This window comes from Chryseobacterium sp. (assembly GCF_022869225.1).
GTDB lineage: Bacteria > Bacteroidota > Bacteroidia > Flavobacteriales > Weeksellaceae > Chryseobacterium.
Genome location: NZ_JALIHL010000001.1, coordinates 3610218 through 3635286, shown reverse-complemented (window position 1 = coordinate 3635286; position 25069 = coordinate 3610218). Strand labels below are relative to the sequence as shown.

The following is a 25069-nucleotide window of genomic DNA, read 5'->3' as shown; positions in this document are numbered from 1 at the left end:
TTAAAATAACAATCTGTAAGACATAATTTAATTTAAGGATGAGTACAAATATTTTTACTCCTTTCACAGAAGAAGAATTGATGCCGAAAGAAGAAAAATTGGAGGTTATAAAAAAAGGAAAACAATTCAGTATTGGAATTCCTAAAGAAACCTGTTTAAACGAAAGGAGGACCTGCATTACTCCAGACGCTGTACAGGTGCTGGTAGAGCATGGTCATGAGATCATTATAGAATCAGGGGCCGGACAGGGTTCATTTTTTACAGATTTACAGTATTCCGAGTCCGGAGCAAAGATTACCAACGATCCTAAAGAAGCTTTCGGACAGGACCTCATCTTAAAGATCAATCCTCCTACAGAAGAGGAAATTGAATATATGAAACCTAATACTTACCTGGTTTCTGCCCTTCAGATCAACCTCAGAGATAAGGAATATTTCTTAAAACTTGCAGAAAGAAAAATAAATGCGATTGCTTTTGAATTTATTGCGGATGAATACAAGCAGCTCGCACTGGTAAGATTAATCGGTGAAATTGCAGGAACAGTTTCTGTTTTATATGCTTCGGAGCTGTTGGCATTATCAAACGGCTTAATGCTGGGAGGAATTACAGGGGTAAGACCTGCTGAAGTTGTGATTTTGGGGGCTGGAATTGTAGGTGAGTTTGCTACAAAAGCAGCTATTGGATTAGGCGCCAGTATCAAGGTTTTTGACAATTCATTATCTAAATTGAGAAGACTTCACACGATGGTTGACAGCCGGGTTCCGACGTCTATCATTGATCCTAAAGAACTCAGCAAAAGCTTAAGACGTGCTGATGTAGTGATTGGAGCTCTTCCAAGGCTCAATATGATGCCTATCGTTACGGAAGATATGGTGATGAAAATGAAAAAAGGCAGCGTCATTATTGATATTACCATCGATAATGGTAAGGTAATTGAAACTTCCGAGCTGACTACAATGGAAGATCCTTATGTCATTAAGCATGGCGTGATCCACTGCGGTCTTCCAAACCTGACCTCAAGAATGCCGAGAACCACCACTAAGGCCATTTCCAATTTCTTCCTTTCGTATATCCTGAATTATGATGAAGAAGGCGGTTTTGAAAATATGCTGATCCGCAAAAATGAAATGAAGCAGAGTTTATATATGTATAAAGGCAGACATACCAAAAAGATCATCTGCGACCGTTTCGGACTTACCTACCACGATATCAATCTTTTAATTTTCTAATGAAAAAACTGAAATTTTATATAATAGGCTTCATCCCGGGGCTGCTTCTCGTATTTTTTATTTTAAACAAAAAAGGAGCCAGCTGCAGCGGTTATTTACCTAACAGCCGTGTCATTGCCGAAATTCTTTCCAAAGAATTCAAATATTCTGAAGGTTTTAAAAATGAGATGAATACTTACAAGATTGATGAAAAATTTGTAAAGGACAGTATCATTACTGCCGGAAAAGTAGATTTTGACAGAAGCCACGCGCAGAAAAAACCGTGTCCGGATTATCTTATTACTTATCCTGAAAAGAACCCAAGATACGAGATCACTTTTGAAAAGTGTGAAGAAAGCGTAACACTGAACAGTCTGAAAAAACTGAAATAGTTTTAATTATAACAACACTATGGTATGGGAGGCAATTACTATATGATTGATGATTATCTGATATTCATTGGAGTTTTTGCCGTTTTCTTTTTTCTGGCCACCAGTATTTACCTGTTCAGCCAAAACCAAAAACTTAAACAGAAAAATACCCAACTATCAGAAACCAATAAAATTATTGAGCAGCGGTTGAATGAAGTCCGTCTGGAGCATATCGGCACCAAGCTGAACCCTCATTTATTTAAGAATATTCTTAATTCGGTACAGTCTCATGCCTATCAAACCTATATGTCTCTGGATAAACTGGCCAATGTGCTGGATTATATTTTATACGAAAGCAATAATAAGTTTGTAAGTCCTAAAGAGGAACTGAATTTTGCTTTAAGCCTTATTGAAATCAACAAGATCAAAATAAACCCTCTTTTTGATTTCAGGATCAAATCTAAGGTTAATAAGACGGATTCAGTATATGAAGAGAAGGTATTTGCCCCGCTCATTTCGGTAGACCTGATTGAAAATGCTTTCAAACATACTGATTTTCTGGCCCAGGATTCTTTTATTTCCATCTACCTGGAACTTGAAAATCGAATCTTTACCATGAAAGTCAGCAATAAAGCCTCTTTGAAAAACATCCTTGAAAAGGAAAAAAGCGGTTTCGGAAGCCAGTCCTTAGATCAAAGGCTTAAAATGATCTACAGTACATATTACCAGCTTGAAAAAGTTCGAAAAACGGTATATTCACGGCAGAATTAAAAATCAATTTAGGAGAATTCTATGATAAAGTGCGTTATACTGGATGATGAATTATTAGCCATCAGCTATTTAAAACTTCTATGCGAGCAGATTGATCATGTAGAAGTGGTAAAAGCATTCAATGATCCTAAAATATTTCTGAACGAAATTGATCATATTGATTGTAATCTCTGCATACTGGATATAGAAATGCCGGGAATGACAGGACTTCAGGTAGCAGAACTGATTTCAGATTCAAAAAAAATCATCTTCACCACAGCGTACAAAGAATATGCGGCAGAAGCTTTTGATCTTAATGTGGTGGATTATGTAAGAAAACCCATCAAAAAAGAAAGACTGATCCAGGCCTTTGAAAAAGCTAAGGAACTGGTAGACCCTGCTCCTAAAAAAGCCTTCATCGAATGGAATACCAATATAGGGAAAACCGTCATATTCACCGAACAGATCGCTTATATCAAAACTTCCGAAATAGACAGCAGAGATAAAGATATTATCCTGAATGACGGAACCGCTATTGTTTTAAAAAACCTTAATTTTAAAAATCTTCTGGAAATGCTTCCTGCTAAAGACTTTGCCCAGGTCAACAAAAAGGAGATCATAGCATTAGCATCCATTAAAGTATTTTCAACCAACGAGATCATTACGACGATCTCTGCAGAGGACCATACTTTCCTTAAACTTCAGATCGGAGATGCCTATAAAAGCTCATTAATGGAATTATTCGGAAAATAGAACTTTCAGATCTTTCCGGTTTCATTACAGAATACAAGCGCTTCGTTACAAGTCCTCTTTTTCAGCCCGTAATCCCTGTACTTTTGCTGTGAATTAATTGATTTTATAATGAAAAATTTCATCTATGCTGCAGGAATCTTCATATCCGGGTTGTGTTTTTCTCAGGAAGCGCCTTCAAAAATTAAGGCCTCATTTTTTGACGGAACAGCAGTAGCCGGATATGTGGATCATGGTGCTTTTATCAACTTCACAGGACCTAACATAAGCCTTACACACCAAAACGTAAAATTGATCCTGGGTATGCTTCCCTCGCTGAGAATAAAAGAGGACAGGTCTCCCGGAACAAAAAACAGTCTTATGACCCCTAATCTGGGGGCCGGGCTCACCGTGGTTTATAAAAAAATAGCCTTCCAGGTTCCCGCTTATTATAATTCCAAAACTTCAGATCAGAATGGACATTGGAAAGCAGGCATCGGAATCGGCTATTCCTTCAGATAGTTTTTATTACATTTTTTAGAACATTCATTACATTTTAAAAAGAAGCGTATTTTAATCTAATATATTCTTATCAACTTTGCATTAAAATATTGGAATCATGAATTTGGGAAAATACAGAAATATCATTTTCTACATCACTACGATAGCCGTCTTTTCTTGTCTAATGTACTTTTTTATTATTGAAGGGCAGACATTGGAGATAAAAGAAAATATTGTGGCTAAAACCAGCAGCGGCTCTACCTGGGAGAACTTCCAGGAATCTTTTAAAACCAATCTCCATCATCCTTTAGCACTGTTATTGGCACAGATCATTACCATCATTATAACCGCCAGGCTTTTCGGGTGGATCTGTATGAAAATAAAGCAACCTTCTGTAATTGGGGAAATGATTGCAGGTATCGTATTGGGGCCCTCCCTTTTAGGAATGTATTTTCCTGAATTTTCAGCTTTTCTTTTCCCTAAAGAATCTTTAGGTAACTTACAGTTTTTAAGCCAGATAGGACTTATTCTCTTCATGTATATTGTCGGAATGGAGCTGGACTTAAGTGTTTTAAGAAAGAAAGCTCATGATGCCGTAGTGATCAGCCACGCCAGTATTATTATCCCTTTTGCATTGGGAATTGGCCTTTCCTATTTTATATACCGGGAATTTTCACCTGATGGGATCCAGTTTACATCATTTGCCTTATTTATCGCTATTTCTATGAGTATTACAGCCTTTCCGGTATTGGCAAGGATTGTACAGGAAAGAAATCTCCAGAAAACAAAACTGGGAACTATCGTTATTACCTGTGCGGCAGCCGATGATATTACGGCATGGTGCATTCTTGCCGCTGTAATTGCCATTGTAAAGGCAGGCTCTTTTACAAGTTCCATTTATGTGATTATTATGGCGATTGCTTATGTGTTTTTAATGATCAAAATTGTAAGACCGTTCCTGAAAAGGATCGGGGATCTTCAGGCCGGGAAAAATACGATCAACAAACCTATGGTTGCTATTTTCTTTCTGACATTAATCCTTTCTTCTTATGCCACTGAGGTAATTGGTATCCACGCATTATTCGGAGCTTTCATGGCCGGGGCAATTATGCCGGAGAATACAAAATTCCGAACCTTATTCATCGATAAAGTGGAAGATGTGGCCCTCGTACTTCTTCTTCCGCTGTTCTTTGTTTTCACAGGGCTCCGTACGCAAATTGGCCTGTTGAATGACAGCCATCTGTGGATGACAGCAGGTTTTATTATTTTAACCGCAGTACTAGGAAAATTTGCAGGAAGTGCACTGACCGCCAGATTCGTCGGAATAAACTGGAAGGAAAGCCTAACGATTGGGGCATTGATGAATACCAGAGGTTTAATGGAGCTCATTGTACTGAATATCGGTTATGATTTGGGGGTTTTAGGCCCTGAGATCTTTGCCATGCTTGTTATTATGGCTTTATTTACGACATTTATGACCGGCCCTGCTTTAGACTTTATCAACTTTATATTTAAATCTAAAAAAGAGGAGGAGGAAAAAGTCCATGATGAAAATGGCTCTAAATACCGGGTATTGCTGTCATTTGACCAACCCGAATCCGGGAGCAAACTTTTAAAACTGGCTCATGACTTTACCAATAAAATGAACGGCAATAAAAGTATCACAGCCATGAATATTGCTCCTGTGGAAGAAATGCATGCTTATGATATTAATGAATACGAAAATTCCCAGTTTCAGAACGTAATTGAAACCTCTCACGAGCTTAATGTGGAAGTCACCACTTTGTTCAAAGCTTCTACAGATATTGAAAATGATCTTACCAGTATTACCAATAAAGGACATTACGATCTGTTATTGATCATGCTGGGGAAATCGATGTATGAAGGAAGTTTGTTAGGAAGGTTATTAGGATTTACCACCAAAATCATCAACCCGGAAAAGCTTCTGAATACAGTAAAAGGAAAAGGAAATATATTCAACAATTCGCCTTTTGACGATTTTACCCTGCAAATTTTAGATAAAACCAATATTCCTGTCGGGGTTCTGGTAGAAAAAGGATTCAAAGCAGCCGATAAGGTATTTGTTCCCATCTTCAATCTCAGTGATTTTTACCTGCTTGAATATGCTAAAAGACTGATCAACAATAACAATTCCCAGGTTATCATTCTTGATGCAGCAGGACAGATCCGTAATAATATTGAAGTAAAAGAACTGATCAGAAGTATTGAACAGGTAGCCCCCAATCACATCACCCTGTACAATGAAAAGAAGATTGAAAAGGAATTCCTGAACGCCCAGGATCTGATGCTTATCAGCAGCAAAAGCTGGAAAAACCTGATCGATACAAAGAGTCTTTGGCTGTCTGATATCCCTTCCACATTGATTATTTCAAACCCATAAACACCGATATTTCTATTTCTGTTGAAGCTGTAAATATTATTCGTTGTCTGTAAAGAAAAAACGGGTATATTTATAGCTTCAATTTTTTGGGAAATGCTGATTCATAGTGAAAATGGAGTTATAGAGCTGAAAGCCTTTGGCACCAGGCTGTATAAGGGAATGTCATATGATCAGCTGAAACAGACTGATTTCTATCAAGAAAAATACCATACGATGCGGGATATAAAAACCGGATATCTTTGGTATTCATTTGACCCCATAGAAATACAGGGATATCAACTGTATTTCAATCTGTGTTTTCTTGGAGATCAGCTGCACAGTATTCATATGAATACGTGGGAAAAAAGTGATGCTCAAGACTGGAATGAATGGACAGAAGAAAAAGAAGTGAAGGTTTTTTACCGCAATAATAAATTTTTGTCCTCTGTACTGCCAACACCTCCTCCCCAAAAAAAGAAAACACCATATCCCAGAGTCTCCTACCTATTTCCCTGGGGCAGCATATGGTCCGTATATGATCCCCGCAGTGCCAGCAGCCTGATGGGAATTCATTATAATGAAGAGGAAAAAGTTTATAAATAGCAAATAACCACAAGAACAAAAATTGTAATATGTGCCGATATGCCATGATGGTTTACAAAGGTCATTATGCCTGTTTTAACTGCCAGAAAACATTTAAGCGCCGCGTTTTAAAAGATGTGGACAGGGATGCTGTGGCTTCAGTGGAAGCCAAATGCCCGGAATGCGGAAATCTGATGGCCAATATGGGACCCGACTTTGAATCACCGGCAAAAAATGACCACAAACAATGGGCTCATATCCGAAATCTATATACGGTAGGCATCACGTTCCACTCCTGCGGATGTTCCGGTCCCGGATATATTCCCCAAGACCGGAAAGCGATTATCTCCTATCTCGAAAAGATACGGTCTGAATATATGCATGCCCTGGTATTCTGGAGATACAGAATTGAACCGGAGAATAAAAGAGAACGTGAGCTGGAGTATCAGAAAAACGGCTCCCAGCTATGGACCGTCAGCCGGAATGCCTTCAAGCAGACCGTTACCAACCAGGAAGGAATAAACTACTGGATCAGTAAGATCAAAGATGTGGAAGAACGTCTTACCTTAATCCGAAATTCAAAAAGCTGATGGAACTGAGATCAGACATAAAACCCGATTTAAAAACTGCAGAAGGCCGTTATTCCAACATTCTAAAATTAATTTTAGATTACACCGCCCACGTAGACCTTTCAGGCGATGAAGACCTCTCGGCCTATCGCCAGCTCGAATCCGAATTACACCAGATCACCCAAAAAGACATTTCCCAATTCAGTATGGAATGGTGGGAAGAGGAAGGCGCTGAAGTATTGGCATTCCGGATTTCCTTACCGGATCCTGAAAAAGTGGAAAATCTGACTCCTGATGAATTGGAGGAAATTACATTCCGGATAGAAAATCCGGTCATCATTAATAAAGACTGGGAAGAACAGACCTTTGAGGAGCAGTTTTCATTGTATCTGGATGATTATTACCGGAAATTTCTGAAACTAAACTCCCAATAGCCTGTACAGCTTCTTAAATCATTTTAAAAACTAAAATATTGTACAGCCTTTGTAACTTTACAGTTTACAATTCACAACATCTGTTTTAGCCACCCTTAAATGTTTTAAATCTTTTGTGACTTTATGGTTTACAATTTTCACCCAGACAGATTATTTTGTCCTTCAATTGTACACTAAATAAAAATCTTTGATTTTTTTAAACTTACGTGTACTTTATTACTCAACAACCTTACGATACCTTAAAAAAACTCAAGCGTTTAAAACTTTTGTGAATTTCATTTCCGGTTTAACGGATTGCACATATATTTGTGTATGTAGACAGATTAATCAGATCATACACAATAGTACACTAAATAAAAATCTATGATTTTTTTAAACTTAGGTGTTCCTCTCAACAGTCTGTATGAGAACTTAAAAAACTTAAGTGTTTTAAAACTTTTGTGACTTTGTGGTTTATAGTCTCCCACGGATCGCACAGATTACACAGATACGGATGCAATTTTGAGATAGTTACAGCTTCATTCTATTCGTAATAAAATCTTTGATTTTAAAAACTTATGTGTGCTTCTTCTGCGCAAACGCTGGAACTTAAAATAACTCAAGTGTTTAAAAACTTTTGTGACTTTATGGTTTACAATTTTCACCCTCGCAGATTAATCAGATCATAGACAATGGTACACTAAATAAAAATCTCTGATTTTTAAACTTAGGTGCTCTTCTCAACAGTCTTACGATACCTTAAAAAACTTTTGTGTTTTAAAACTTTTGTGACTTTTGTGGTTTATAGTCTCCCACTGATCACACAGATTACACAGATACGGATGCAATTTTGAGATAGTTACAGCTTCATTCTATTCGTAATAAAATCTTTGATTTTAAAAACTTATGGGTGCTTCTTCTGCGCAAACGCTGGAACTTAAAATAACTCAAGTGTTTAAAAACTTTTGTGACTTTATGGTTTACAATTTTCACCCAGACAGATTGACCAGATCAGACAGATTTAAATTCCTGTTTGCAAGAGGGATAACCACTGTAGAAATCGAACAGCAGGGGAAAACGTAAAAAAAATTATTACCCACAGCGCCGATTAATGTTCTCTCAGATTATATCAATCTATAATTTAAGATAAGAAATTTCTTACATTTCAAAAATATTTTATACCTTCGCTTTGTGAATTTCAACAACGGAACATATTATTATAGAATTTTTAACTCAGATCTGGGATAGGGATTCTTATGAACATAACTTAAAACCTCGTCCTAGACGAGGTTTTTTTATTGTAAAAAATTAAAAGATGAAAATAAGTATTATAGGAGTAGGATTAATCGGAGGTTCGATGGCTTTGAAATTAAGAGAAAAAGGCATTGCTGACTTCATTTATGGGATTGATTATGACCAGCAGCATATCAAACAGGCATTAGAGCTGAAAATAATTGATGCAGAAGCAGATCTGAAGCAGGGCATTCAAAACGCTGACCTGATCATCATAGCCATTCCGGTAGATGCTGCCAGGAAACTATTGCCCAGTGTCCTGGATCTCGTTTCAGACCATCAGACCGTCATGGATGCAGGTTCTACCAAAGCTGGAATTGTTAATGCTGTAAAAGACCATCCGAAGAGATCAAGGTTTGTAGCCTTTCACCCGATGTGGGGTACGGAGAACAGCGGTCCCCAATCTGCTGTTGCAGAAAGTTTTTCAGGAAAAGCCGGAGTGATCTGCAATACAGAAGAATCCGCTGAAGATGCTCTCAATACCGTTGAGCAAGTAGTAAATGCCCTTGATATGCATATGATTTATATGAATGCTGAGGATCATGACATCCATACCGCTTATATTTCTCATATTTCCCACATTACATCCTATGCGCTGGCCAATACGGTGCTGGAAAAAGAACGTGAAGAAGAAACCATCTTTCAACTTGCCAGTTCAGGTTTCTCGAGTACGGTACGTCTGGCCAAATCCCATCCGGAGATGTGGGTTCCGATCTTTAAACAAAATAAAGAAAATGTACTGGATGTACTGAACGAACATATTACCCAGCTTAGAAAATTCAAGTCTGCACTGGAGAAAGAAAATTATGAATACCTTGAAGAGCTGATCACCAACGCCAACAGGATCAGAGGAATCTTGAGATAATCTGTGATTAAGGCTGGAGACTGAGTTAATCAAAATAACTATTTTAACAGCCTCTTCTTCCAGCCTTCAATTTTATTTGTTAAAACTGCATCATCAGTCCTACCTCATTTCTGTCATTAAGCACATAATAGCCCGGAGTGAATTTTCTCCTGTCAGCATTTTTATAATTTTCGACAGCATCATTCATCTGTGAGTGTCCCACCTATTTAAGGACAACACCTCCTGCCGCTCCCAGCAGGCTGATAAGAGGTACAGGAGACCCTTTTGTTTCCCCATTTTTTACTTCTGCGGCATTTGCCTTTGAGAGATTGGATATCCCGCCTATCAGGAAGCATGCGCCACCTCCTATCACAAAGCAGTTTCAATATTATTCATCGTTCATCCTTTCATATATAAGGGATCTTTTTCCTTTTAAGGGGTAAAAAAATCCTTAGATGCTTTGTCTAAGGATTTATATGGCCGGGTTTTATAATCTGTTAACACTCCGGAACGTTTACCGCAATCGCCAGACCGCCTTCAGAGGTTTCTTTAAAACGGTCGCTCATGGCCTGTGCTGTTTCCCACATTGTCTGGATCACCTCATCCAATGTTACTTTAGCCTTGGCTGGATCACTTTCCAGCGCAATATTTGCTGCGGTAATGGCTTTCATGGCACCCATTGTATTTCTTTCAATGCACGGAATCTGTACAAGACCTTTAATGGGATCACAAGTTAAACCAAGATGATGTTCCATTGCAATTTCTGCTGCCATCAATACCTGTCCTACGCTTCCGCCCAAAATTTCTGTAAGTCCCGCTGCTGCCATCGCTGATGACACTCCGATCTCTGCCTGGCATCCTCCCATGGCCGCAGAGATGGTTGCATTTTTCTTAAATAAGGTTCCTATTTCTCCTGCTACCAAAAGAAATCTTACAATATCGTCTTCGCTTGTAAAAGAGGTAAACGCCTGCGCATACATTAAAACAGCCGGAATCACTCCACTCGCTCCGTTTGTAGGTGCTGTAATGATTCTTCCGAAGCTGGCATTCTCTTCATTAACGGCCAACGCAAAACAGGCTATCCATTTATTGATATTGGTGAAATTTTCTTCGGCATCAACAACCTGCTGAAACCATTCATTTTTATTTTTATAGATTTTATCTCCCAAAAGCTTTCTGTTCAGTCCAGCAGCTCTTCTTGAAACATTCAGACCTCCCGGAAGGATACCTTCCTTATTGACTCCTTTGTAAATACATTCTTTGATCTGATCCCAGATATACAATGCTTCCTGTCTGGTTTCTTCCTGTGGCCTCCAGCTTTCTTCATTGATTAAAATTAAATCTGAAATCCTGCTAAAGCCCAGCTGCCGGCAATATTTTACAATATCCGAAGATTTATGACAAGGATACAATGTACGCACACAATGTTTTTGGATAGAGTTTTTTTCCTGGCTGGCAATAAAGCCGCCTCCTACGGAATAAAAATCCTGGATAAGCTCGGTTCCATCTTCAAAAACGGCTCTAAAAATCATTCCGTTAGGATGAAAATCAAGAGATTTCTGCATATTTAAGATCAAATGATGCCCATAGATGAAAGGAATTTCTTTTTCTCCGCCAAGGTTAATGGCCTGGTCTTTTTTTATCCTTTCTATTTTTTCATCAATTTTTGATGTATCGATTGTCTTAAAATCTTCACCGTTCAGGCCCAGCATTCCGGCGATATCCGTTCCGTGCCCTATTCCGGTTTTGGCTAAAGACCCGAAAAATTCAAGGAAAACTTCCTTTACCTCTGCGATTGATCTTTCCCTTTTTATAATTCTGATAAATGCAGATGCTGCATTCCAAGGCCCCATCGTATGCGAACTCGACGGGCCTATTCCTACTTTAATAATCTCAAAAACCGATATTGATTCCATAAATGATTCGTCATTATTCCTCGAGAAACAAAGATACATGATAAATTTTAATAAAAGGATGCCCAGATCTTAGAATTAACAACACTTCACAGAGGAAGAAATGAGTTTATAATGAGTATTTTTGTAGATCAGCTGATCCAGTGCTGTCTCCTTATGAAACTATCATTTATGCGTCTCTTCTTTTAATTATTTTGAATGGAAACATTACTTAAGAACATTTTACAGCATATCAGGTTAAGTCCCGAAGAGGTTGTCATTTTTAAAAGCTTCTGGACAGAAAAAACTTTGAAAAAAGGCGAGTTTCTTTTAAGAAACGGAGAAATCTGCCGTTATGACAGCTATATTATTTCAGGGGTTTTAAAAGCCTTTTGCATCAATTCTGAAAACGGAAATGAAGAGATCCTTTTTTTAGCTATTGACCATTGGTGGGCAACTGATATCTCCAGTTTTTCCAAACAAAAAGCTTCAATTTACAATATACAGGCCGTAGAGAAAACAAACCTTTTACAGATCAGTCATCAGTCTTTTCAAAAAATGTTACAGGAAATTCCTTCCCTGGAAAGATACTTCAGGATTATTTTAGAGGGTTACCTGGGAACACTTGAGAAGAGGATTGTATGTAATAACATGCATAAAGCTGAACAGAAATATTATGATTTTCTTGAGACCTACCCGGATATCGTATCCAGAGTTCCTCAATATTTAATTGCGTCCTATTTGGGAGTATCAGCAGAATTTATAAGCAGAATCCGGAAAAAAAACAAATCCTCTTGAACTAGATCAATTGTTAAGGAATGAATAATCAGGAATTTTGCTGTAATAAAATCATCATAAATGAAAGTACTGATTATTAATGCAAGTGTAAGAGATGAAAGATCTTACAGCCGGAAATTAACCCAGATTTTTGTTGAAAACTGGAAAACGAAATATCCTTTAGATATCTTTACCTATAGAGAAACGGGTATTGACTGTATCCCCAATATTAACGAATCCTGGATTGCAGGAGCGTTCACAAAGCCGTCAGACAGAACAGAAGAAAGCCAAAAGGCATTACAACTAAGTAATGAGCTGGTAAAAGAGCTCAAGGACCATGATATTTACGTCATTGGAACTCCAATGTATAACTGGTCTATCCCCAGTGGATTAAAAGCCTATATAGACCAGGTCATGCGGATCAATGAAACCTGGAAGTTCAGGTCAGGAGTTCCGGATGGCGACTATGTAGGCCTGCTTGACAACAAAAAGGTATTTATACTATCTACTCGGGGCGATACAGGATACGGGGAAAATGAAAAAAACGGACATATTAATTTTCAAACAACCTATTTGAAGCACATTTTAGGAATTATGGGGATCAAAGACATTACCTTTTTTTCATTAGATAATGAAGAGTTTGGGGGTGAAGTGTTTGAAAAGTCAAAAAACAGCATTTTCAATGCCATCCACTCCATTGAATAACACCGGTAGACATCCTTTTAATTTGGATATTTTTTACCAGGGCATTCCGGCAATACTGCCTGTGCCCTATTTTTTCTTTTAATGATCATTACTTGAAGCTCTCCTGGTGTTGGGAAAGATCGAGTCCCATATCTTCAGACTCTTCTGAAACCCGCAGTGTAATTATAGCGTCTGTAATTTTATACAAAATCAATGATCCAAAAAATGTAAAGACAGAGACAAGAAGCAATGCAGCCATATGATGGAGAAAAACTTCGATGCCACCGTGAAGAAGACTAGCATTGTCACCATGTGCAAAAACAGCCGTAAGGACCATTCCCATTATACCTCCTACCCCATGACACGCAAAAACGTCTAATGTATCATCTACTTTCTTTAAAGCCTTCCAATTGACCAGTACATTAGAAACAATCGCTGAAATAAACCCGATGAAAAGACTTTCCCGAATGCTGACAAAGCCACATCCCGGTGTAATGGCAACCAATCCCACAACAGCCCCTATGCACGCTCCCAGTGCCGATATGCTCCTTCCGTTGATCCTGTCAAAAAAAATCCAGGTCATCATCGCAGAAGCAGAAGCAATTGTCGTAGTACCGAATGCGGAAGCTGCCGAAGCAGAGGCGCTCAAGGCAGATCCTGCATTAAACCCAAACCAGCCAAACCATAACATTCCTGTCCCCAAAAGCACATAAGGAATATTTGACGGTTCATGATGAGGATTCTTTCTCCTCCCTAAAACCAAAGCTCCTGCAAGCGCTGCAAACCCTGCACTCATATGCACTACCGTACCTCCTGCAAAATCTTTCACCCCAAAATATTTATTAAGAAGACCGTCAGGATGCCACACCATATGACAGAGCGGTGTATAGATAAAAATACAGAAAAGGACTATGAATAAGAGGTAAGAAATAAAGCGAACCCTTTCAGCAAAGGATCCTGTAATGATAGCCGGAGTAATGACAGCAAATTTCATCTGAAACAGGGCAAAGAGTATAAAAGGAATCGTGGAAGCCATCATTTTATGAGGTAGAACGCCCACTCCGTTAAAAAACGGATAGCTCAAAGGATTTCCAATAATGCCATAATGCTGTCCATTCATGGTAAACCCTAAAGATTCTCCGAAAGACAAAGAAAATCCTACCACAACCCATAAAATAGAGATAACCCCTAATGCAATAAAGCTTTGTAACATGGTGGAAATTGCATTTTTCTTTCCCACCATTCCCCCATAAAAGAAAGAGAGGCCGGGAGTCATCAGCAGAACAAGTCCGGCAGCAGCAAGGATCCAGGCTACATCAGCGCCTACAATTTTATCTTCGCTTAGAAATTCTCCGGTATTGGCAGCCTCTGTAGCAGGGCCCCAGAACAATCCGCCGATGGCCACCAGTGCAATGACGGAAAATGAAACGATCCATTTAAGTCCAACTTTCATAGAATTTTATATTTAACCCTATCAAATTTAAATATAAATTCTATAAAAATGATATTTTTTTTCAAATACCCCCAATAAAATACCAGTATTAAAAAACAACAAGCAATTTTACTCTTCAGAAAACACTTCATTCAATATTTTGGAAACCTCTTTATATCTGGTAGCAGGAAAGAGGTGCGAGCCTCCCCTGATCACATAATCCGGCTTTGAATTTTTGATAGGAAAAACAATATCTTTATCACCCAGCACCTGGATCACCTTAGGATTTTCTTCAAATTTCCATTCGGATACCTTCTCTACAGACCACTTTAAATAATAAGGGTCACGAACTTTGAAATACTGTAAAATTCTTGGGTTTCTGGGATCAAAAAGCTTCCTGACCACAGAATAAACCTGAGTAGCCCTATCATTGAAAAGCCCAACGGGAAGAATTTTCGGAATTTTAGTAACCTCTCCTGTCCTTATCAATTTGGACTTTTCTTTATCTGATTTTATACTTCCCAGGATGACTACTTTTTCAGCAGGCTTCAGCCTGTTAATTTCCTGGACGATGATTCCTCCAAAAGAATATCCCAAAAGATAAAAAGGCTCCGAATCATCTACTTTCTCTGCCATTCTTTCCACATAATCATGAAAAGCTTCATTATTTTCAGGGATAAGCCAATCTATAAACACCGGTTCGCAGTTCTTCGGAAATTCCAATCTTTCAAGTACCTTAAAGTCTGCTCCAAGACCGCTTACAATATAAATTTTCATAGGACTAATTTATAAAAAATACGGTAAAGCAGAATAATCGTTTATGGAGAAAAAGAAAGATACCATGATCAGATTTAAATTATAAAAGTTTTAAATACATCAGCCATTTTAAGTCCAAGACTTTACCCATATACGGTACAGCTAAGCTCCGGGTTTTCTTATTGATAGTAAAAGTCTTCAAAATTCACTGCTATTTGAACGGAAGGCCAAGGTTATTCTCCTTTGAAGGACCCGGCAAATCTTCGATTTGCCGGGGTGGTATCAACAGTGATTCTATTGCTGTATTCTTTCCATAAAAAATGAGCAGCCCATCAGAACTGCTCATTTTTATATCAATATTAATTTAACTCTTATTTCTTTTTCTTTGCCGGAACTCTGTTCTCGTTATCCAATTGTTCAGTAGAAACGCTGAACTGGATATCCATTTCGTTTTTAATGAAATAATCTTTCAGTGAAGACTGATAGAATACTTTAAAGTCTCTTCTGTTTAAAGAGAATTTAGCAGAATGAATCACTACGGTAAACTGAGTAACGTATACATTGGCAGGGAAAGAGATTGTTTTTCTCACGCCTTTAAGGGTAAGGTCTCCATACACTGTAGAATTGTATTCACTGTTTGCTAAAGGAATAATTTTAGTCAAATGGAATTTGGCAATCGGGAATTTTTTTACTTCGAAGAAATTTGTGCTCTTCAGGTCATCCGTAAGTTTGATCTGATCTTCATCGGAAACATCTCCCGCCATCATACTTCTCATATCTATTACAAACTCTCCGTCTACCAAAACAGTTTTGTCAAAGTTGAATTTTCCACTCTTCAGCTTTACAGTTCCTGAATGGGAAGAAGCCTCCGTTTTTACAACTTTATATCCCCACCACCTGATCTCTGATGAGGTCACTTTTGACACTTTATCAAATTTCTTTTGGGCAGAAACAAATGATATGCTTGCGCACACCATAGCAAACAATAGTAATCTTTTCATTCTTTTTTATTTACAATTCAACAAAAATAAAAAAAAGTGTAGAACTTCTACACTTTTAACAATCTTTTTTTGATTAATTTATTGAGCAGTAACCTTTACGACCATATCAATATCATCTTTCACAAAAACATCCTGCATAGTAGACTTGTAAGCCACATCAAATTTCTGTCTGTCGAAAGCAAATTTGTTGGATACCAAGCTTACTACTCCTTTGCTGTAAGAAATCTTTGCAGGGAAAGTAACCGGATTCGTTTTACCTTTTACAGTAAGATTTCCTGTCACTAAAGAACTGTAGATCTTATCGTTGTTTTTCTTAACAGAAGTGATTTTAAAAGTAGCGGTCGGGAATTTTTCAACTTCAAAGAAGTCACCGTTTTTAAGGTGCCCGTTTAATTTTTGCTGATATTCTCCTGAAAGGTCAGTGGCGTTGATTGAAGTCATATCCAATACAAAGCTTCCTCCTACCAATTGGTTTCCTTTCATTACCATATCTCCTGACTTTACTTTTACAGTACCGTCGTGAGAGCTCGCCTCAGATTTTGCCACTTTATATCCCCACCAGTGAATATCAGACGCTACTACTTTTTTTGACTGTCCGAAAGCTAAGCCACCAGCTAAAACTGCTAATAAAAATATTTTTTTCATTGAATAAAATTATTTACTTATTTGATATCACAAAGGTAGCTATCTTAGCTGATAGATTTCATTGATATATATCAAGAAAAACAATTATTTTTATGAATAATATCATCCATAAAAAAACTCCGAAAGAATTCGGAGTTTTGTATTTTAATCTTGGTAGTAAGCTGTATATAATGCCATCCCTTTTAATGCTGTATGATTTTGCTTGACCAGGTAAATCGGAATGTTTTTCAGCATTCCTTCCATTTTATCACTGATCTTGAATTTCTCATAGAACTTGGCCTTGTCAATGTATTCTCTGACCATCTGAGGAATATCTCCTGCGATCAGCAGCCCTCCGGTAGCCTTAAGCTTAAGGGTTAAGTTGTTTGCTTCTCTTGCTAAAAACTCAAGGAAAGTATCCAGAGCAATTCTGCAAACCAGCACATTGTCTTCTACGGCAGCTTTGTAAAGTTCTTCTACAAAATTTCCACCGGCAAGACGCTCGCTCAACCATTCCGGCTCCGGATGTCTTTTGACATCTCTTAAGAATCTGTAGATATTAAATAAACCTGATTTAGACAGCACGTTTTCCCAGCTTACAATTCCGTAGATATTATTCAAGAACTGGTAAAACTCTACCTCTACGTTTGTTCTTGGGGAAAATTCTGAATGTCCTCCTTCTGTTGCAAAAGGTCTCAGATATTTTCCGTCAAAAAAATATCCTGCTTCCCCCAGCCCGTTCCCCGGTGCAAGGATAGCCACATTTCCTTTTTCAAGATGGCCACTGGTATAAATGGCATCAAGGTCATCGTCCTCAAGCAGAGCCATTCCATAGGCAGAAGCTTCAAGGTCATTCAGCATATCTACTTTTTCGAAGCCGAAATCTCTTAAATATTCTTCAACGTCTAAGTCCCAGCCCAGTCTTGCAGGACTACTCTTTCCATAAAGTACCGGACCCGGTACAGCCATTCCCAAACGTTTTACATTTTCCAACCGGTTATCCTGAATAAACTTCTTTAAAATATCGGTAAAAGAAGCATATTCCTGTGTTGAATATGTATTTTGGATTTTTATCTCAAGACCTCCGTTACTGGAAACAAAATAGCCTAAGATTGTTATGTCTTCACGGAGACTTGCTCCAATGATTGAAACATTATCATTATTACTGTTCTCTACTCCTGGTAAATAAAGCGGAAATTTTGGATTCAGAATCATAACCTCAAATTTTATCAAATATAATAATTGTTTTTGTAAATCCTGCAGAGAAGAAAAAAACCTTTTCACAAAAATGAAAAGGTTTGGTTAATAATTGTTTATATTTAAATCTAACTACTTTCCTAATGGAATATTGTAACCGAAGCCTACTCCGATGTTCCCCACATTATAGTCCTGACCAGGCAAATCTCCCTTAGTTCCTACAAAAACCTTCTGGTATTGTACGAAGAAGTTCCAGTCTCTGTTGTGGTACCCAATCTCAGGCTTCAGGTAGAAACCTCCGCTTGCTCTCTCCACATTGGTGTTTGAAGCTACGGTCTTATCCCCTACCAAGAAACCATATCCTAAGTCTGTTCCAAAATAGAAACCGGTTTGTTTCGGATAAATTCTTATCAAGGCTGCTACAGGCACTACCCCTACATCATTGTTTTTATAACCGTTGTTATCTTTTCCGAAATAGTGAGTATATCCTGATGCGATACCTAATCCAAATCCAGGTGTGATCAGGTTTTGGTAAGATACGTCTACGCCAACGGCAGCGGAAAGGTTATCTGCAGGAACTGCTAAACCAACATTTGCGCCTACTTTGATCATATTGTTCATTTGTGCACTTTGGGCGCTCACTATTCCAGCTGTTAAAATTCCAGCCAGCAATATTGCTTGTTTAAACATTTTCATAACTCTAATTTTTAAATTTTACTAAGCAAGTAAGATGTAAAAATCGTGCCAAGCAAAGCTTTTTCTTTTATTTTAACACTCATGAAAATCATAAAACAATGAATATCAATGCTTTATTTTTAACAAAATTTAAATGTTTGTTTAACAAAATTTATCAAAAAATTGATCCCAAAAAGTGAATTAAGGAGAGTGAATGGAAGTTAGGAGCTGGAGGCTGGAAATAATTTACTATTTTTAAAATATGGGGTATGTATTAAGGCAAAAGACAAGTGAATGCAATAAGTCTCAATCCTATCTCCCAGCCTGCACTACAATATTAATAAATCCTTAACCGTTATAATTTTAACCTTTTCCCCTGAAAAACATCAAAAAATAAATTCTCTATAATGGCTGATTCATTATTAAAAAACAAGCATCTTCTTTGGCGTGCAGGTTTCGGAGTTGGAATTAATCAGATTGATGATGTAAAAACTAAAAATGCAAAAATGCTCCTTAGTGAATTATGTAAAGAGGACCGCTTTACTGAAATCACGTATGACACTCCTGATATCGATCCCGCAGCAGATGATATGAACAGTACCGCTCCGGCCGAAAAGAAAAAAGAGATGCAGCGGATCAGCAGAGCGCAGAATAGTGAGCTCAATCTGAATTTTCTGGATAAAATGGTCAACAGCAAAGAACAGATGAGAGAAAAAATGGCATTTTTCTGGCATGGACATTTTGCTTCCAGAGTAATCAATCCCAGATTCAACAGACAGCTTCTGAACACGATCCGGAAAAATGCACTGGGAAATTTCAAAGACCTCCTTTTCGAAGTAAGCCAGTCACCGGCGATGCTGAACTTCCTGAACAATCAGCAAAATAAAAAGGATCATCCCAATGAAAATTTTGCCCGTGAAGTCATGGAACTGTTTACCATGGGGAGAGGCTACTATACTGAAAAAGACGTAAGAGAGGCGGCCAGAGCTTTTACCGGATGGAGCTATGATAAAGAGGGAAATTTTAAGGAAAGGAAAAACCTGCATGATGAAGGCAGTAAGACTTTTTTAGGAAAAACAGGTAATTTCAGCGGAACCGATGTTCTGAATATTATTTTGGAACAGAAAGCAACCTCAACATTTATTACGACCAAACTCTATCAATTTTTCGTCAATGAGAAGGTAGACTATGATATGGTTACCAAATTAAGTGCAAATTTCTACAATTCCGGATATGATATCCGGAAACTGATGAATGAGATCTTCTCAAGTTCTTGGTTTTATGATCAGAAAAATATAGGAAACAGAATAAAATCTCCAGTAGAGCTAATGGCCGGAATCATGAGAATGCTTCCTATGCATATTCAGAACCCGGAAAACCTCATCGTCTATCAAAAATTACTGGGACAGATGCTGCTTTATCCGCCCAATGTGGCCGGATGGCCCAATGGAAAGGCCTGGATCGACAGTTCTACCCTGATGCTGAGACTTCAGGTGCCACAGATATGGTCCGGTCTGAGACCTTTGGAATACAGCCCCCGTCAGGATGATGATATTGATATGGGAATGAAATCCCGCGAAACCGCTTTAAACAAAACATTTAAAAATCCCAATATCACGATAGACTGGGAACGCGTAGAAAAGATCTTCGCTCATCAACACTGTGAAGATTATCTGATACAGAATGCCCGGAGTCTGGATATGAATTCGGTAAAGAACTTCTCAGATAACAGTATTAAAATGAATATAATCAATCTGATGTCTACCCCGGAATATCAGTTAATGTAATTTTTAACGCAGCAGGCACACCTACGCTACCTATTATCTTCACCCTAAACGCAAAAGTTATGCTGATCAAAAGAAGAGAATTCTTTAAAATAAGTTCACTGGCTACGGCTTCTCTGATGATGCCCAATTTTCTAAAGGCCATGACATGGGAGGAGGCACTGATCCCTAATCAAAACATCCTGATCGTTCTCCAGCTTACAGGTGGCAATGATGGCTTGAACACCATTATTCCTGCTAAAAATGACATCTATTTCAGAGAAAGGAAGACCCTGGCTGTTCAAAATTCTCTGGCTTTGACGGATGAAGCGGGAATCAATCCTTCTCTCTCCTACTTTAAAGAACTCTTTGACACCGGTGCGCTTTCTATTATGAATAATGTAGGCTATCCCAATCCTGATAAATCGCATTTCCGGAGCATGGATATCTGGCAATCGGCAAGCAAAAGCAATGAATTTCTGGACACAGGCTGGCTTGGCCGTTTTCTGGATGAAGAATGCTACCGTTGTGAGCATCCCACCCAGGCTCTGGAGGTAGATGATATGCTGAGTCTGGCCCTTAAAGGAGAGAATAATAAGGCATTTGCCTTTAAAGATCCTAAGAGGCTTTATCAAACCAGCCAGGAGAAGTACTTCAAATCTCTGTATGATCATCATCATGATGATGAAACGGTCTCTTATCTCTATCAGACCTTGGGATCTACCATCAATAATGCTGATTATATTTTTGAAAAAAGCAAAGCAAAAAAAACAGAACAGGCGTATCCAAATTCTCAGTTGGGAAAAGATTTCAGGACAGTAGCTTCCCTGATCAAATCAGATATCAATACCCAGGTATATTATCTCTCAATCGGCAGCTTTGACACCCACGTCAATCAAAATGAGAGGCAAAATAAACTATTCAATGATATCAATGATGCGGTAAAGTCTTTCGTTGCTGATATGAAAGCCAACGGCCTTTTCAACAATGTCCTGCTCATGACATTTTCGGAATTTGGACGCCGTGTTGCCCAAAATGCCAGCAATGGAACAGATCACGGAACAGCCAACCCAATGTTTTTCATCAGCGGAAATCTGAAGAAGAAAGGTCTTTTGAATACATTGCCGGACTTAGAAAACCTTAATGAAGGAGATCTGATCTACACGGAGGACTTCAGAAAAGTATATGCTACCATTCTGAAAAACTGGCTTCATGCGGATTCCACCAAAGTATTGGGCTGGAAAAACGGGGTTTATGATTTTATATAGCTGGAGCTTAGCTGGAGTAGAATGTTTACTATTCATATTATCCCATTACAGCGCTTTAGGATCAATAATACTTTCAAAACAACAGATAAAAAAGAGACTGATCGTACTACGACAGTCTCTTTTCAATAATTTTAAATTCTAACTCCTCTTCGTTTAAGCAGTAATCTGCTTTTTTTCCTTCTCTTCTTCTTTTTCTCTATCTTCTCAGATATTTTTTTAACAATATATTCTATTGCGAGTGGGGCTATAATTGCAATTAATGCTTTAAATATTCTTGATTTCATAAAAGTGATTTTGTATAGGTAATTAATGCAATTTCCAAGCCAAGATAAAAATGAATGCTCAGTTTCCGGCTCAATCTGTACTTAAGATTCTCCTTTTAAGGTAAGAAATCAAGCCGTTAATTCTCATCGGGAACCATGAGATTTTCATAGTTTTTACTCCCCGCCCTGAACTTTTCTTCCATTCTTACCCTCAGTTTTCTTGGTTTATAAACGATCAGGGAATCTCCGAACCCTAGCAGCAGCCTTTCAAGCTCAAAATTAATCTGAACACAAATTTTAAAGACTGTTCCCTCATGGTCTTCACTGATGATCTCCTGACTTTTATGGAGAGGTTTTGTTTTTACATAGGGTGCATTTCCGGAATCGACCCGGAAGATTACATTTTTGGGTACTATTGATTCTGAAACGGTAACTCCCACAATATCTTTAAAATATTCATCTCCATCCAGCTCCTTGTCAATATACTGGGTATTTGAGTCGATCTCGATATGCTCCATCCTGTCCAATGCCAGATTATACATCTTATTTTTATACAGGCAAATAAGAAACCAACGGTTGTTAAACTCTTTCAGCAGCTGCGGATGAACTGTATACACATTGGATTCTCTTGCTGTAAAGCTTTTATAGAGTATTTTCAAAACTTTTTTATTCGCCACGCTTTCATACAGAATGTCAATATGTTCAAGTCCTTTCAACTGTTCATTTTTGTCCAGATGGATAATCGACTTCTGGCTGGTTGCATGGATAGAATCCTCCAGTTTCTGAATGACCCCGTTCATTTCTTTAAACATAGAAAAATCTTTGAACTGTTTTAAGATCTGAACTGCATTATTCATCGCTTTCAGGTCACTTTCATTCACTGAAATATGATGGATGCTGTAATCGGGGTCGCTGTAACGGTAGTATTTTCTTTCATAAACCTCAATAGGGGCTTCATACCCGAATTTTTCACTGCGCATATTCTGCAGATCAAGCTGAACGGTCCGTTTACTGACATACGATTCTTTGCCCTCAAATTCAAACAAGGCTTCAGAACATTCATCAATAAGATCTTCCAAGGTATATTTTCTGTATTTGTTTTTGAGGCATTTATCCAGTGTTTTATAACGGATCAGAGCATTTTTATTGGATGACATAATTATAATGTTTAGTTGGACTGAAGGGGTTTATTCACTGATGTATCCATTTATTTTTCATTAAAAATTATTTTTCTATCAAAGGATCTCCTTCAAAAGAAATGCCCTCCCATCCAAATTCCATGAAATTTCTGATATTCTGATGGTCTGTTCCGTTTGGGTGTTTCAATACATCCTCTCTGTAAAATTCGCCAAAAAGGGGAAGTGTCTGTTCTTTCGTCAGTCCATTATATAAGGCAAATCCGAAGATTTTACATGAACCGTTGTTCTGCCCTTCTTCATTTTTTATATTTCCGTTTCTAAATGCGGCAGGCGTAAAATTGTAATTTTCGTCGATATAGGCAATGACCTCACTGAATTGAATGGTTTCAGGGAAATGCTTTAATTGTTCCAGTAGTATCATAGATTTTCGTTTTTATGTATTTGTATTAACCAGGCAATTTGCTGATTTGCTTTTGTAAAAATAATTAAAAAAAATCAATGTACGCAAAACTATTGCGCAATTATATAATTACTTTGCATCATCAAAATGAAAAACATATGGAATTTAATGGAAATCACTTAATCGGATTAGGATATAGACCAGCGCAATGGTTTAAAGATGCCATTACCTATATCAATGAAAATAATCTGGACGAAGTTCAGATCAAAGAATATCTGGAACAGTTCAAACAGCCTGACCTTATTCCGCTTCATGAAAACGCCAAGGATTTTGTCATCAACATCCGAGCCGAACATGAAAGTGAAAATGATAACGTAGAGAAAGTGATCAGAACGATGAATGTTTTGATGAAAACGCCTACGCTGACAGGTGGAGCATTGATGCCTGATGCCTGCCCTACAGGCCCTGAAGGCCAGATCCCTGTAGGAGGTGTGGTAGTTGCTAAAAATGCCATTCACCCCGGATTCCATAGTGCTGATATCTGCTGTTCTGTAATGCTGACAGATTTTGGAAAAACAAATCCTAAAGATATTCTGGATGCAGCCCATTCGGTGACCCACTTCGGATATGGAGGAAGGGCAAGAGGTGAGCAGATGCCTATGTCTCAGGAACTGATGGATGCTTTCAGGGAAAATGCGTTCTTACAGGATGAAAAACTGATCAGCATTGCCCGCTCCCATATGGGAACCCAGGGAGACGGAAACCATTTCCTTTTTGTAGGTATTTCTAAAAATACAGGAAACACCATGATGGTTACCCATCACGGTTCCAGAGCTCCGGGGGCGGCATTGTATGATAAAGGAATGAAAGTGGCCAACCGTTTCAGACAGGAGATCTCCCCTGAAACCCTGAAAGAAAATGCCTGGATCCCTTTTGATACGGAAGAAGGAAAATCATATTGGGAAGCGCTGCAACTGATCAGAAAATGGACTAAAGAAAACCATACTTCCCTTCACGATGCTGTCCTGAACAAACTTCAGGTAGAAAAAGAAGACCGATACTGGAATGAGCATAACTTTGTTTTCAAAGACGGTGATTTATTCTATCACGCTAAAGGAGCGACACCTTTAGATGATAAATTCATGCCTGATATCACAGGGCCAAGACTGATCCCGTTGAATATGGCAGAACCGGTACTGATCGTTCAGGGAAAAACAACGGAAAGAAACTTAGGTTTTGCACCGCATGGAGCCGGAAGAAACTTTCAGCAGAAGCCAGCATAAAAAATCGCTGGCCCATAAAACAACCGAGGACATTTTCAATGAGGAAACCGAAGGGCTTGATATCCGCTTCTATTCTAATGAAATTGATATCTCCGAACTGCCAAGCGCCTATAAAAGTGCTAAAAACGTGAGAGCACAGATTGAAGAATACGGCCTTTGTGAAGTCCTGGACGAAGTAATGCCTTACGGATGTATCATGGCAGGTGATGTCGGTAAAAATGCGCCGTGGAAGAAAAAAAAGAAATTCAGAAAAGCATAATTTTTAATATTTAAAC

26 protein-coding genes and 1 pseudogene are annotated in these 25069 nt (G+C 38.2%); 15 read left to right on the top strand and 12 right to left on the bottom strand.

Going from position 1 to position 25069, the window contains the following annotated elements:
* The first annotated feature begins 38 nt into the window (after positions 1-38).
* The 10 genes from MUW56_RS17030 to MUW56_RS16985 all read left to right on the top strand — a co-directional run bounded on the left by MUW56_RS17030 (position 39) and on the right by MUW56_RS16985 (position 9661).
* On the top strand, positions 39-1229 hold the full coding sequence (locus tag MUW56_RS17030; protein ID WP_292014309.1) for an alanine dehydrogenase: 1191 nt from the start codon (positions 39-41) through the stop codon (positions 1227-1229).
* Positions 1229-1600, top strand: a complete 372-nt coding sequence (locus MUW56_RS17025) for a hypothetical protein (protein WP_292014308.1) — start codon at positions 1229-1231, stop codon at positions 1598-1600. The genes MUW56_RS17030 and MUW56_RS17025 overlap by 1 nt, the downstream gene beginning before the upstream one ends.
* Positions 1601-1624: 24 nt before the next feature.
* Positions 1625-2350, top strand: a complete 726-nt coding sequence (locus MUW56_RS17020) for a histidine kinase (protein WP_292014307.1) — start codon at positions 1625-1627, stop codon at positions 2348-2350.
* Positions 2351-2371: 21 nt separating this feature from the next.
* Positions 2372-3082 carry a LytTR family DNA-binding domain-containing protein gene (locus MUW56_RS17015; protein WP_292014306.1) on the top strand — a complete coding sequence of 237 codons (711 nt, stop codon included), beginning with the start codon at positions 2372-2374 and terminating at the stop codon, positions 3080-3082.
* 108 nt (positions 3083-3190) lie between these two features.
* Positions 3191-3580: a hypothetical protein gene (locus MUW56_RS17010; RefSeq protein ID WP_292014305.1), complete on the top strand. Its 390-nt coding sequence runs from the start codon at positions 3191-3193 to the stop codon at positions 3578-3580.
* 97 nt (positions 3581-3677) lie between these two features.
* Positions 3678-5960 (top strand): cation:proton antiporter, encoded by a 2283-nt coding sequence (locus tag MUW56_RS17005; RefSeq protein ID WP_292014304.1) that lies wholly within the window; start codon positions 3678-3680, stop codon positions 5958-5960.
* A 93-nt stretch (positions 5961-6053) separates the two neighbouring features.
* Positions 6054-6542, top strand: a complete 489-nt coding sequence (locus MUW56_RS17000; RefSeq protein ID WP_292014303.1) for a hypothetical protein — start codon at positions 6054-6056, stop codon at positions 6540-6542.
* A 29-nt stretch (positions 6543-6571) separates the two neighbouring features.
* Complete coding sequence (locus MUW56_RS16995; protein WP_292014302.1) at positions 6572-7111, top strand: hypothetical protein; 540 nt, start codon at positions 6572-6574, stop codon at positions 7109-7111.
* Positions 7111-7524 carry a hypothetical protein gene (locus MUW56_RS16990; protein WP_292014301.1) on the top strand — a complete coding sequence of 138 codons (414 nt, stop codon included), beginning with the start codon at positions 7111-7113 and terminating at the stop codon, positions 7522-7524. Before MUW56_RS16995 ends, MUW56_RS16990 begins: the two co-directional genes overlap by 1 nt.
* A gap of 1294 nt (positions 7525-8818) precedes the next feature.
* Entirely contained in the window at positions 8819-9661 is an 843-nt protein-coding gene (locus MUW56_RS16985; RefSeq protein WP_292014300.1) for a prephenate dehydrogenase, read from the top strand.
* 79 nt (positions 9662-9740) lie between these two features.
* Here the strand turns inward: MUW56_RS16985 and MUW56_RS16980 are convergent, their stop codons facing one another.
* The 3 genes from MUW56_RS16980 to MUW56_RS16970 all read right to left on the bottom strand — a co-directional run bounded on the left by MUW56_RS16980 (position 9741) and on the right by MUW56_RS16970 (position 11556).
* Positions 9741-9863, bottom strand: coding sequence for a hypothetical protein (locus MUW56_RS16980; protein WP_292014299.1), 123 nt, complete (start codon positions 9861-9863; stop codon positions 9741-9743).
* Positions 9864-10013: a hypothetical protein gene (locus MUW56_RS16975; protein WP_292014298.1), complete on the bottom strand. Its 150-nt coding sequence runs from the start codon at positions 10011-10013 to the stop codon at positions 9864-9866. It lies immediately after the preceding gene.
* A gap of 124 nt (positions 10014-10137) precedes the next feature.
* Positions 10138-11556 (bottom strand): L-serine ammonia-lyase, encoded by a 1419-nt coding sequence (locus MUW56_RS16970; RefSeq protein ID WP_292014297.1) that lies wholly within the window; start codon positions 11554-11556, stop codon positions 10138-10140.
* A 195-nt stretch (positions 11557-11751) separates the two neighbouring features.
* On the opposite strand from MUW56_RS16970, the gene MUW56_RS16965 reads away from it, so the two are divergent.
* Together MUW56_RS16965 and MUW56_RS16960 are read left to right on the top strand one after the other, a co-directional pair.
* A complete protein-coding gene (locus MUW56_RS16965; RefSeq protein WP_292014296.1) occupies positions 11752-12330 on the top strand; it encodes a Crp/Fnr family transcriptional regulator in 579 nt (192 codons plus the stop codon).
* A gap of 60 nt (positions 12331-12390) precedes the next feature.
* Positions 12391-13014 (top strand): NAD(P)H-dependent oxidoreductase, encoded by a 624-nt coding sequence (locus tag MUW56_RS16960; RefSeq protein WP_292014295.1) that lies wholly within the window; start codon positions 12391-12393, stop codon positions 13012-13014.
* Positions 13015-13102: 88 nt separating this feature from the next.
* On the opposite strand, the gene MUW56_RS16955 is transcribed toward MUW56_RS16960, so the two are convergent.
* From MUW56_RS16955 to MUW56_RS16930, 6 genes are all read right to left on the bottom strand, one after another.
* A complete protein-coding gene (locus tag MUW56_RS16955; protein ID WP_292014294.1) occupies positions 13103-14446 on the bottom strand; it encodes an ammonium transporter in 1344 nt (447 codons plus the stop codon).
* A gap of 108 nt (positions 14447-14554) precedes the next feature.
* Positions 14555-15202 carry an alpha/beta hydrolase gene (locus MUW56_RS16950; RefSeq protein ID WP_292014293.1) on the bottom strand — a complete coding sequence of 216 codons (648 nt, stop codon included), beginning with the start codon at positions 15200-15202 and terminating at the stop codon, positions 14555-14557.
* A 350-nt stretch (positions 15203-15552) separates the two neighbouring features.
* On the bottom strand, positions 15553-16182 hold the full coding sequence (locus MUW56_RS16945) for a YceI family protein (RefSeq protein WP_292014292.1): 630 nt from the start codon (positions 16180-16182) through the stop codon (positions 15553-15555).
* 78 nt (positions 16183-16260) lie between these two features.
* A complete protein-coding gene (locus MUW56_RS16940; RefSeq protein ID WP_292014291.1) occupies positions 16261-16827 on the bottom strand; it encodes a YceI family protein in 567 nt (188 codons plus the stop codon).
* A 144-nt stretch (positions 16828-16971) separates the two neighbouring features.
* Positions 16972-18021 (bottom strand): glucokinase, encoded by a 1050-nt coding sequence (locus tag MUW56_RS16935; protein ID WP_292014290.1) that lies wholly within the window; start codon positions 18019-18021, stop codon positions 16972-16974.
* A 114-nt stretch (positions 18022-18135) separates the two neighbouring features.
* Positions 18136-18699 carry a hypothetical protein gene (locus MUW56_RS16930; protein ID WP_292014289.1) on the bottom strand — a complete coding sequence of 188 codons (564 nt, stop codon included), beginning with the start codon at positions 18697-18699 and terminating at the stop codon, positions 18136-18138.
* Between the two features lie 386 nt (positions 18700-19085).
* Here MUW56_RS16930 and MUW56_RS16925 point away from each other — a divergent pair, with 386 nt between their 5' ends.
* A complete protein-coding gene (locus tag MUW56_RS16925) occupies positions 19086-20465 on the top strand; it encodes a DUF1800 domain-containing protein (protein WP_292014288.1) in 1380 nt (459 codons plus the stop codon).
* Between the two features lie 59 nt (positions 20466-20524).
* Positions 20525-21709: a DUF1501 domain-containing protein gene (locus MUW56_RS16920; protein WP_292014287.1), complete on the top strand. Its 1185-nt coding sequence runs from the start codon at positions 20525-20527 to the stop codon at positions 21707-21709.
* Between the two features lie 131 nt (positions 21710-21840).
* Here MUW56_RS16920 and MUW56_RS16915 read toward each other — a convergent pair whose 3' ends face one another.
* The 3 genes from MUW56_RS16915 to MUW56_RS16905 all read right to left on the bottom strand — a co-directional run bounded on the left by MUW56_RS16915 (position 21841) and on the right by MUW56_RS16905 (position 23532).
* On the bottom strand, positions 21841-21993 hold the full coding sequence (locus MUW56_RS16915; RefSeq protein ID WP_292014286.1) for a hypothetical protein: 153 nt from the start codon (positions 21991-21993) through the stop codon (positions 21841-21843).
* 116 nt (positions 21994-22109) lie between these two features.
* Positions 22110-23129 carry a WYL domain-containing protein gene (locus MUW56_RS16910; protein WP_292014285.1) on the bottom strand — a complete coding sequence of 340 codons (1020 nt, stop codon included), beginning with the start codon at positions 23127-23129 and terminating at the stop codon, positions 22110-22112.
* 67 nt (positions 23130-23196) lie between these two features.
* Positions 23197-23532 (bottom strand): HopJ type III effector protein, encoded by a 336-nt coding sequence (locus MUW56_RS16905; protein ID WP_292014284.1) that lies wholly within the window; start codon positions 23530-23532, stop codon positions 23197-23199.
* 137 nt (positions 23533-23669) lie between these two features.
* On the opposite strand from MUW56_RS16905, the pseudogene MUW56_RS16900 reads away from it, so the two are divergent.
* Positions 23670-25053: pseudogene (locus MUW56_RS16900) on the top strand (RtcB family protein).
* The last annotated feature ends 16 nt before the right edge of the window (positions 25054-25069 follow it).

What these genes read in the sequence shown, in the direction of transcription:
- MUW56_RS17030 (WP_292014309.1), top strand. Translation starts at nt 39, where the DNA reads ATGAGTACAAATATTTTTACTCCTTTCACAGAAGAAGAATTGATGCCG.
- MUW56_RS17025 (WP_292014308.1), top strand. Translation starts at nt 1,229, where the DNA reads ATGAAAAAACTGAAATTTTATATAATAGGCTTCATCCCGGGGCTGCTT.
- MUW56_RS17020 (WP_292014307.1), top strand. Translation starts at nt 1,625, where the DNA reads ATGGGAGGCAATTACTATATGATTGATGATTATCTGATATTCATTGGA.
- MUW56_RS17015 (WP_292014306.1), top strand. Translation starts at nt 2,372, where the DNA reads ATGATAAAGTGCGTTATACTGGATGATGAATTATTAGCCATCAGCTAT.
- MUW56_RS17010 (WP_292014305.1), top strand. Translation starts at nt 3,191, where the DNA reads ATGAAAAATTTCATCTATGCTGCAGGAATCTTCATATCCGGGTTGTGT.
- MUW56_RS17005 (WP_292014304.1), top strand. Translation starts at nt 3,678, where the DNA reads ATGAATTTGGGAAAATACAGAAATATCATTTTCTACATCACTACGATA.
- MUW56_RS17000 (WP_292014303.1), top strand. Translation starts at nt 6,054, where the DNA reads ATGCTGATTCATAGTGAAAATGGAGTTATAGAGCTGAAAGCCTTTGGC.
- MUW56_RS16995 (WP_292014302.1), top strand. Translation starts at nt 6,572, where the DNA reads ATGTGCCGATATGCCATGATGGTTTACAAAGGTCATTATGCCTGTTTT.
- MUW56_RS16990 (WP_292014301.1), top strand. Translation starts at nt 7,111, where the DNA reads ATGGAACTGAGATCAGACATAAAACCCGATTTAAAAACTGCAGAAGGC.
- MUW56_RS16985 (WP_292014300.1), top strand. Translation starts at nt 8,819, where the DNA reads ATGAAAATAAGTATTATAGGAGTAGGATTAATCGGAGGTTCGATGGCT.
- MUW56_RS16970 (WP_292014297.1), bottom strand. Translation starts at nt 11,556, where the DNA reads ATGGAATCAATATCGGTTTTTGAGATTATTAAAGTAGGAATAGGCCCG.
- MUW56_RS16965 (WP_292014296.1), top strand. Translation starts at nt 11,752, where the DNA reads ATGGAAACATTACTTAAGAACATTTTACAGCATATCAGGTTAAGTCCC.
- MUW56_RS16960 (WP_292014295.1), top strand. Translation starts at nt 12,391, where the DNA reads ATGAAAGTACTGATTATTAATGCAAGTGTAAGAGATGAAAGATCTTAC.
- MUW56_RS16955 (WP_292014294.1), bottom strand. Translation starts at nt 14,446, where the DNA reads ATGAAAGTTGGACTTAAATGGATCGTTTCATTTTCCGTCATTGCACTG.
- MUW56_RS16950 (WP_292014293.1), bottom strand. Translation starts at nt 15,202, where the DNA reads ATGAAAATTTATATTGTAAGCGGTCTTGGAGCAGACTTTAAGGTACTT.
- MUW56_RS16945 (WP_292014292.1), bottom strand. Translation starts at nt 16,182, where the DNA reads ATGAAAAGATTACTATTGTTTGCTATGGTGTGCGCAAGCATATCATTT.
- MUW56_RS16940 (WP_292014291.1), bottom strand. Translation starts at nt 16,827, where the DNA reads ATGAAAAAAATATTTTTATTAGCAGTTTTAGCTGGTGGCTTAGCTTTC.
- MUW56_RS16935 (WP_292014290.1), bottom strand. Translation starts at nt 18,021, where the DNA reads ATGATTCTGAATCCAAAATTTCCGCTTTATTTACCAGGAGTAGAGAAC.
- MUW56_RS16930 (WP_292014289.1), bottom strand. Translation starts at nt 18,699, where the DNA reads ATGAAAATGTTTAAACAAGCAATATTGCTGGCTGGAATTTTAACAGCT.
- MUW56_RS16925 (WP_292014288.1), top strand. Translation starts at nt 19,086, where the DNA reads ATGGCTGATTCATTATTAAAAAACAAGCATCTTCTTTGGCGTGCAGGT.
- MUW56_RS16920 (WP_292014287.1), top strand. Translation starts at nt 20,525, where the DNA reads ATGCTGATCAAAAGAAGAGAATTCTTTAAAATAAGTTCACTGGCTACG.
- MUW56_RS16915 (WP_292014286.1), bottom strand. Translation starts at nt 21,993, where the DNA reads ATGAAATCAAGAATATTTAAAGCATTAATTGCAATTATAGCCCCACTC.
- MUW56_RS16910 (WP_292014285.1), bottom strand. Translation starts at nt 23,129, where the DNA reads ATGTCATCCAATAAAAATGCTCTGATCCGTTATAAAACACTGGATAAA.
- MUW56_RS16905 (WP_292014284.1), bottom strand. Translation starts at nt 23,532, where the DNA reads ATGATACTACTGGAACAATTAAAGCATTTCCCTGAAACCATTCAATTC.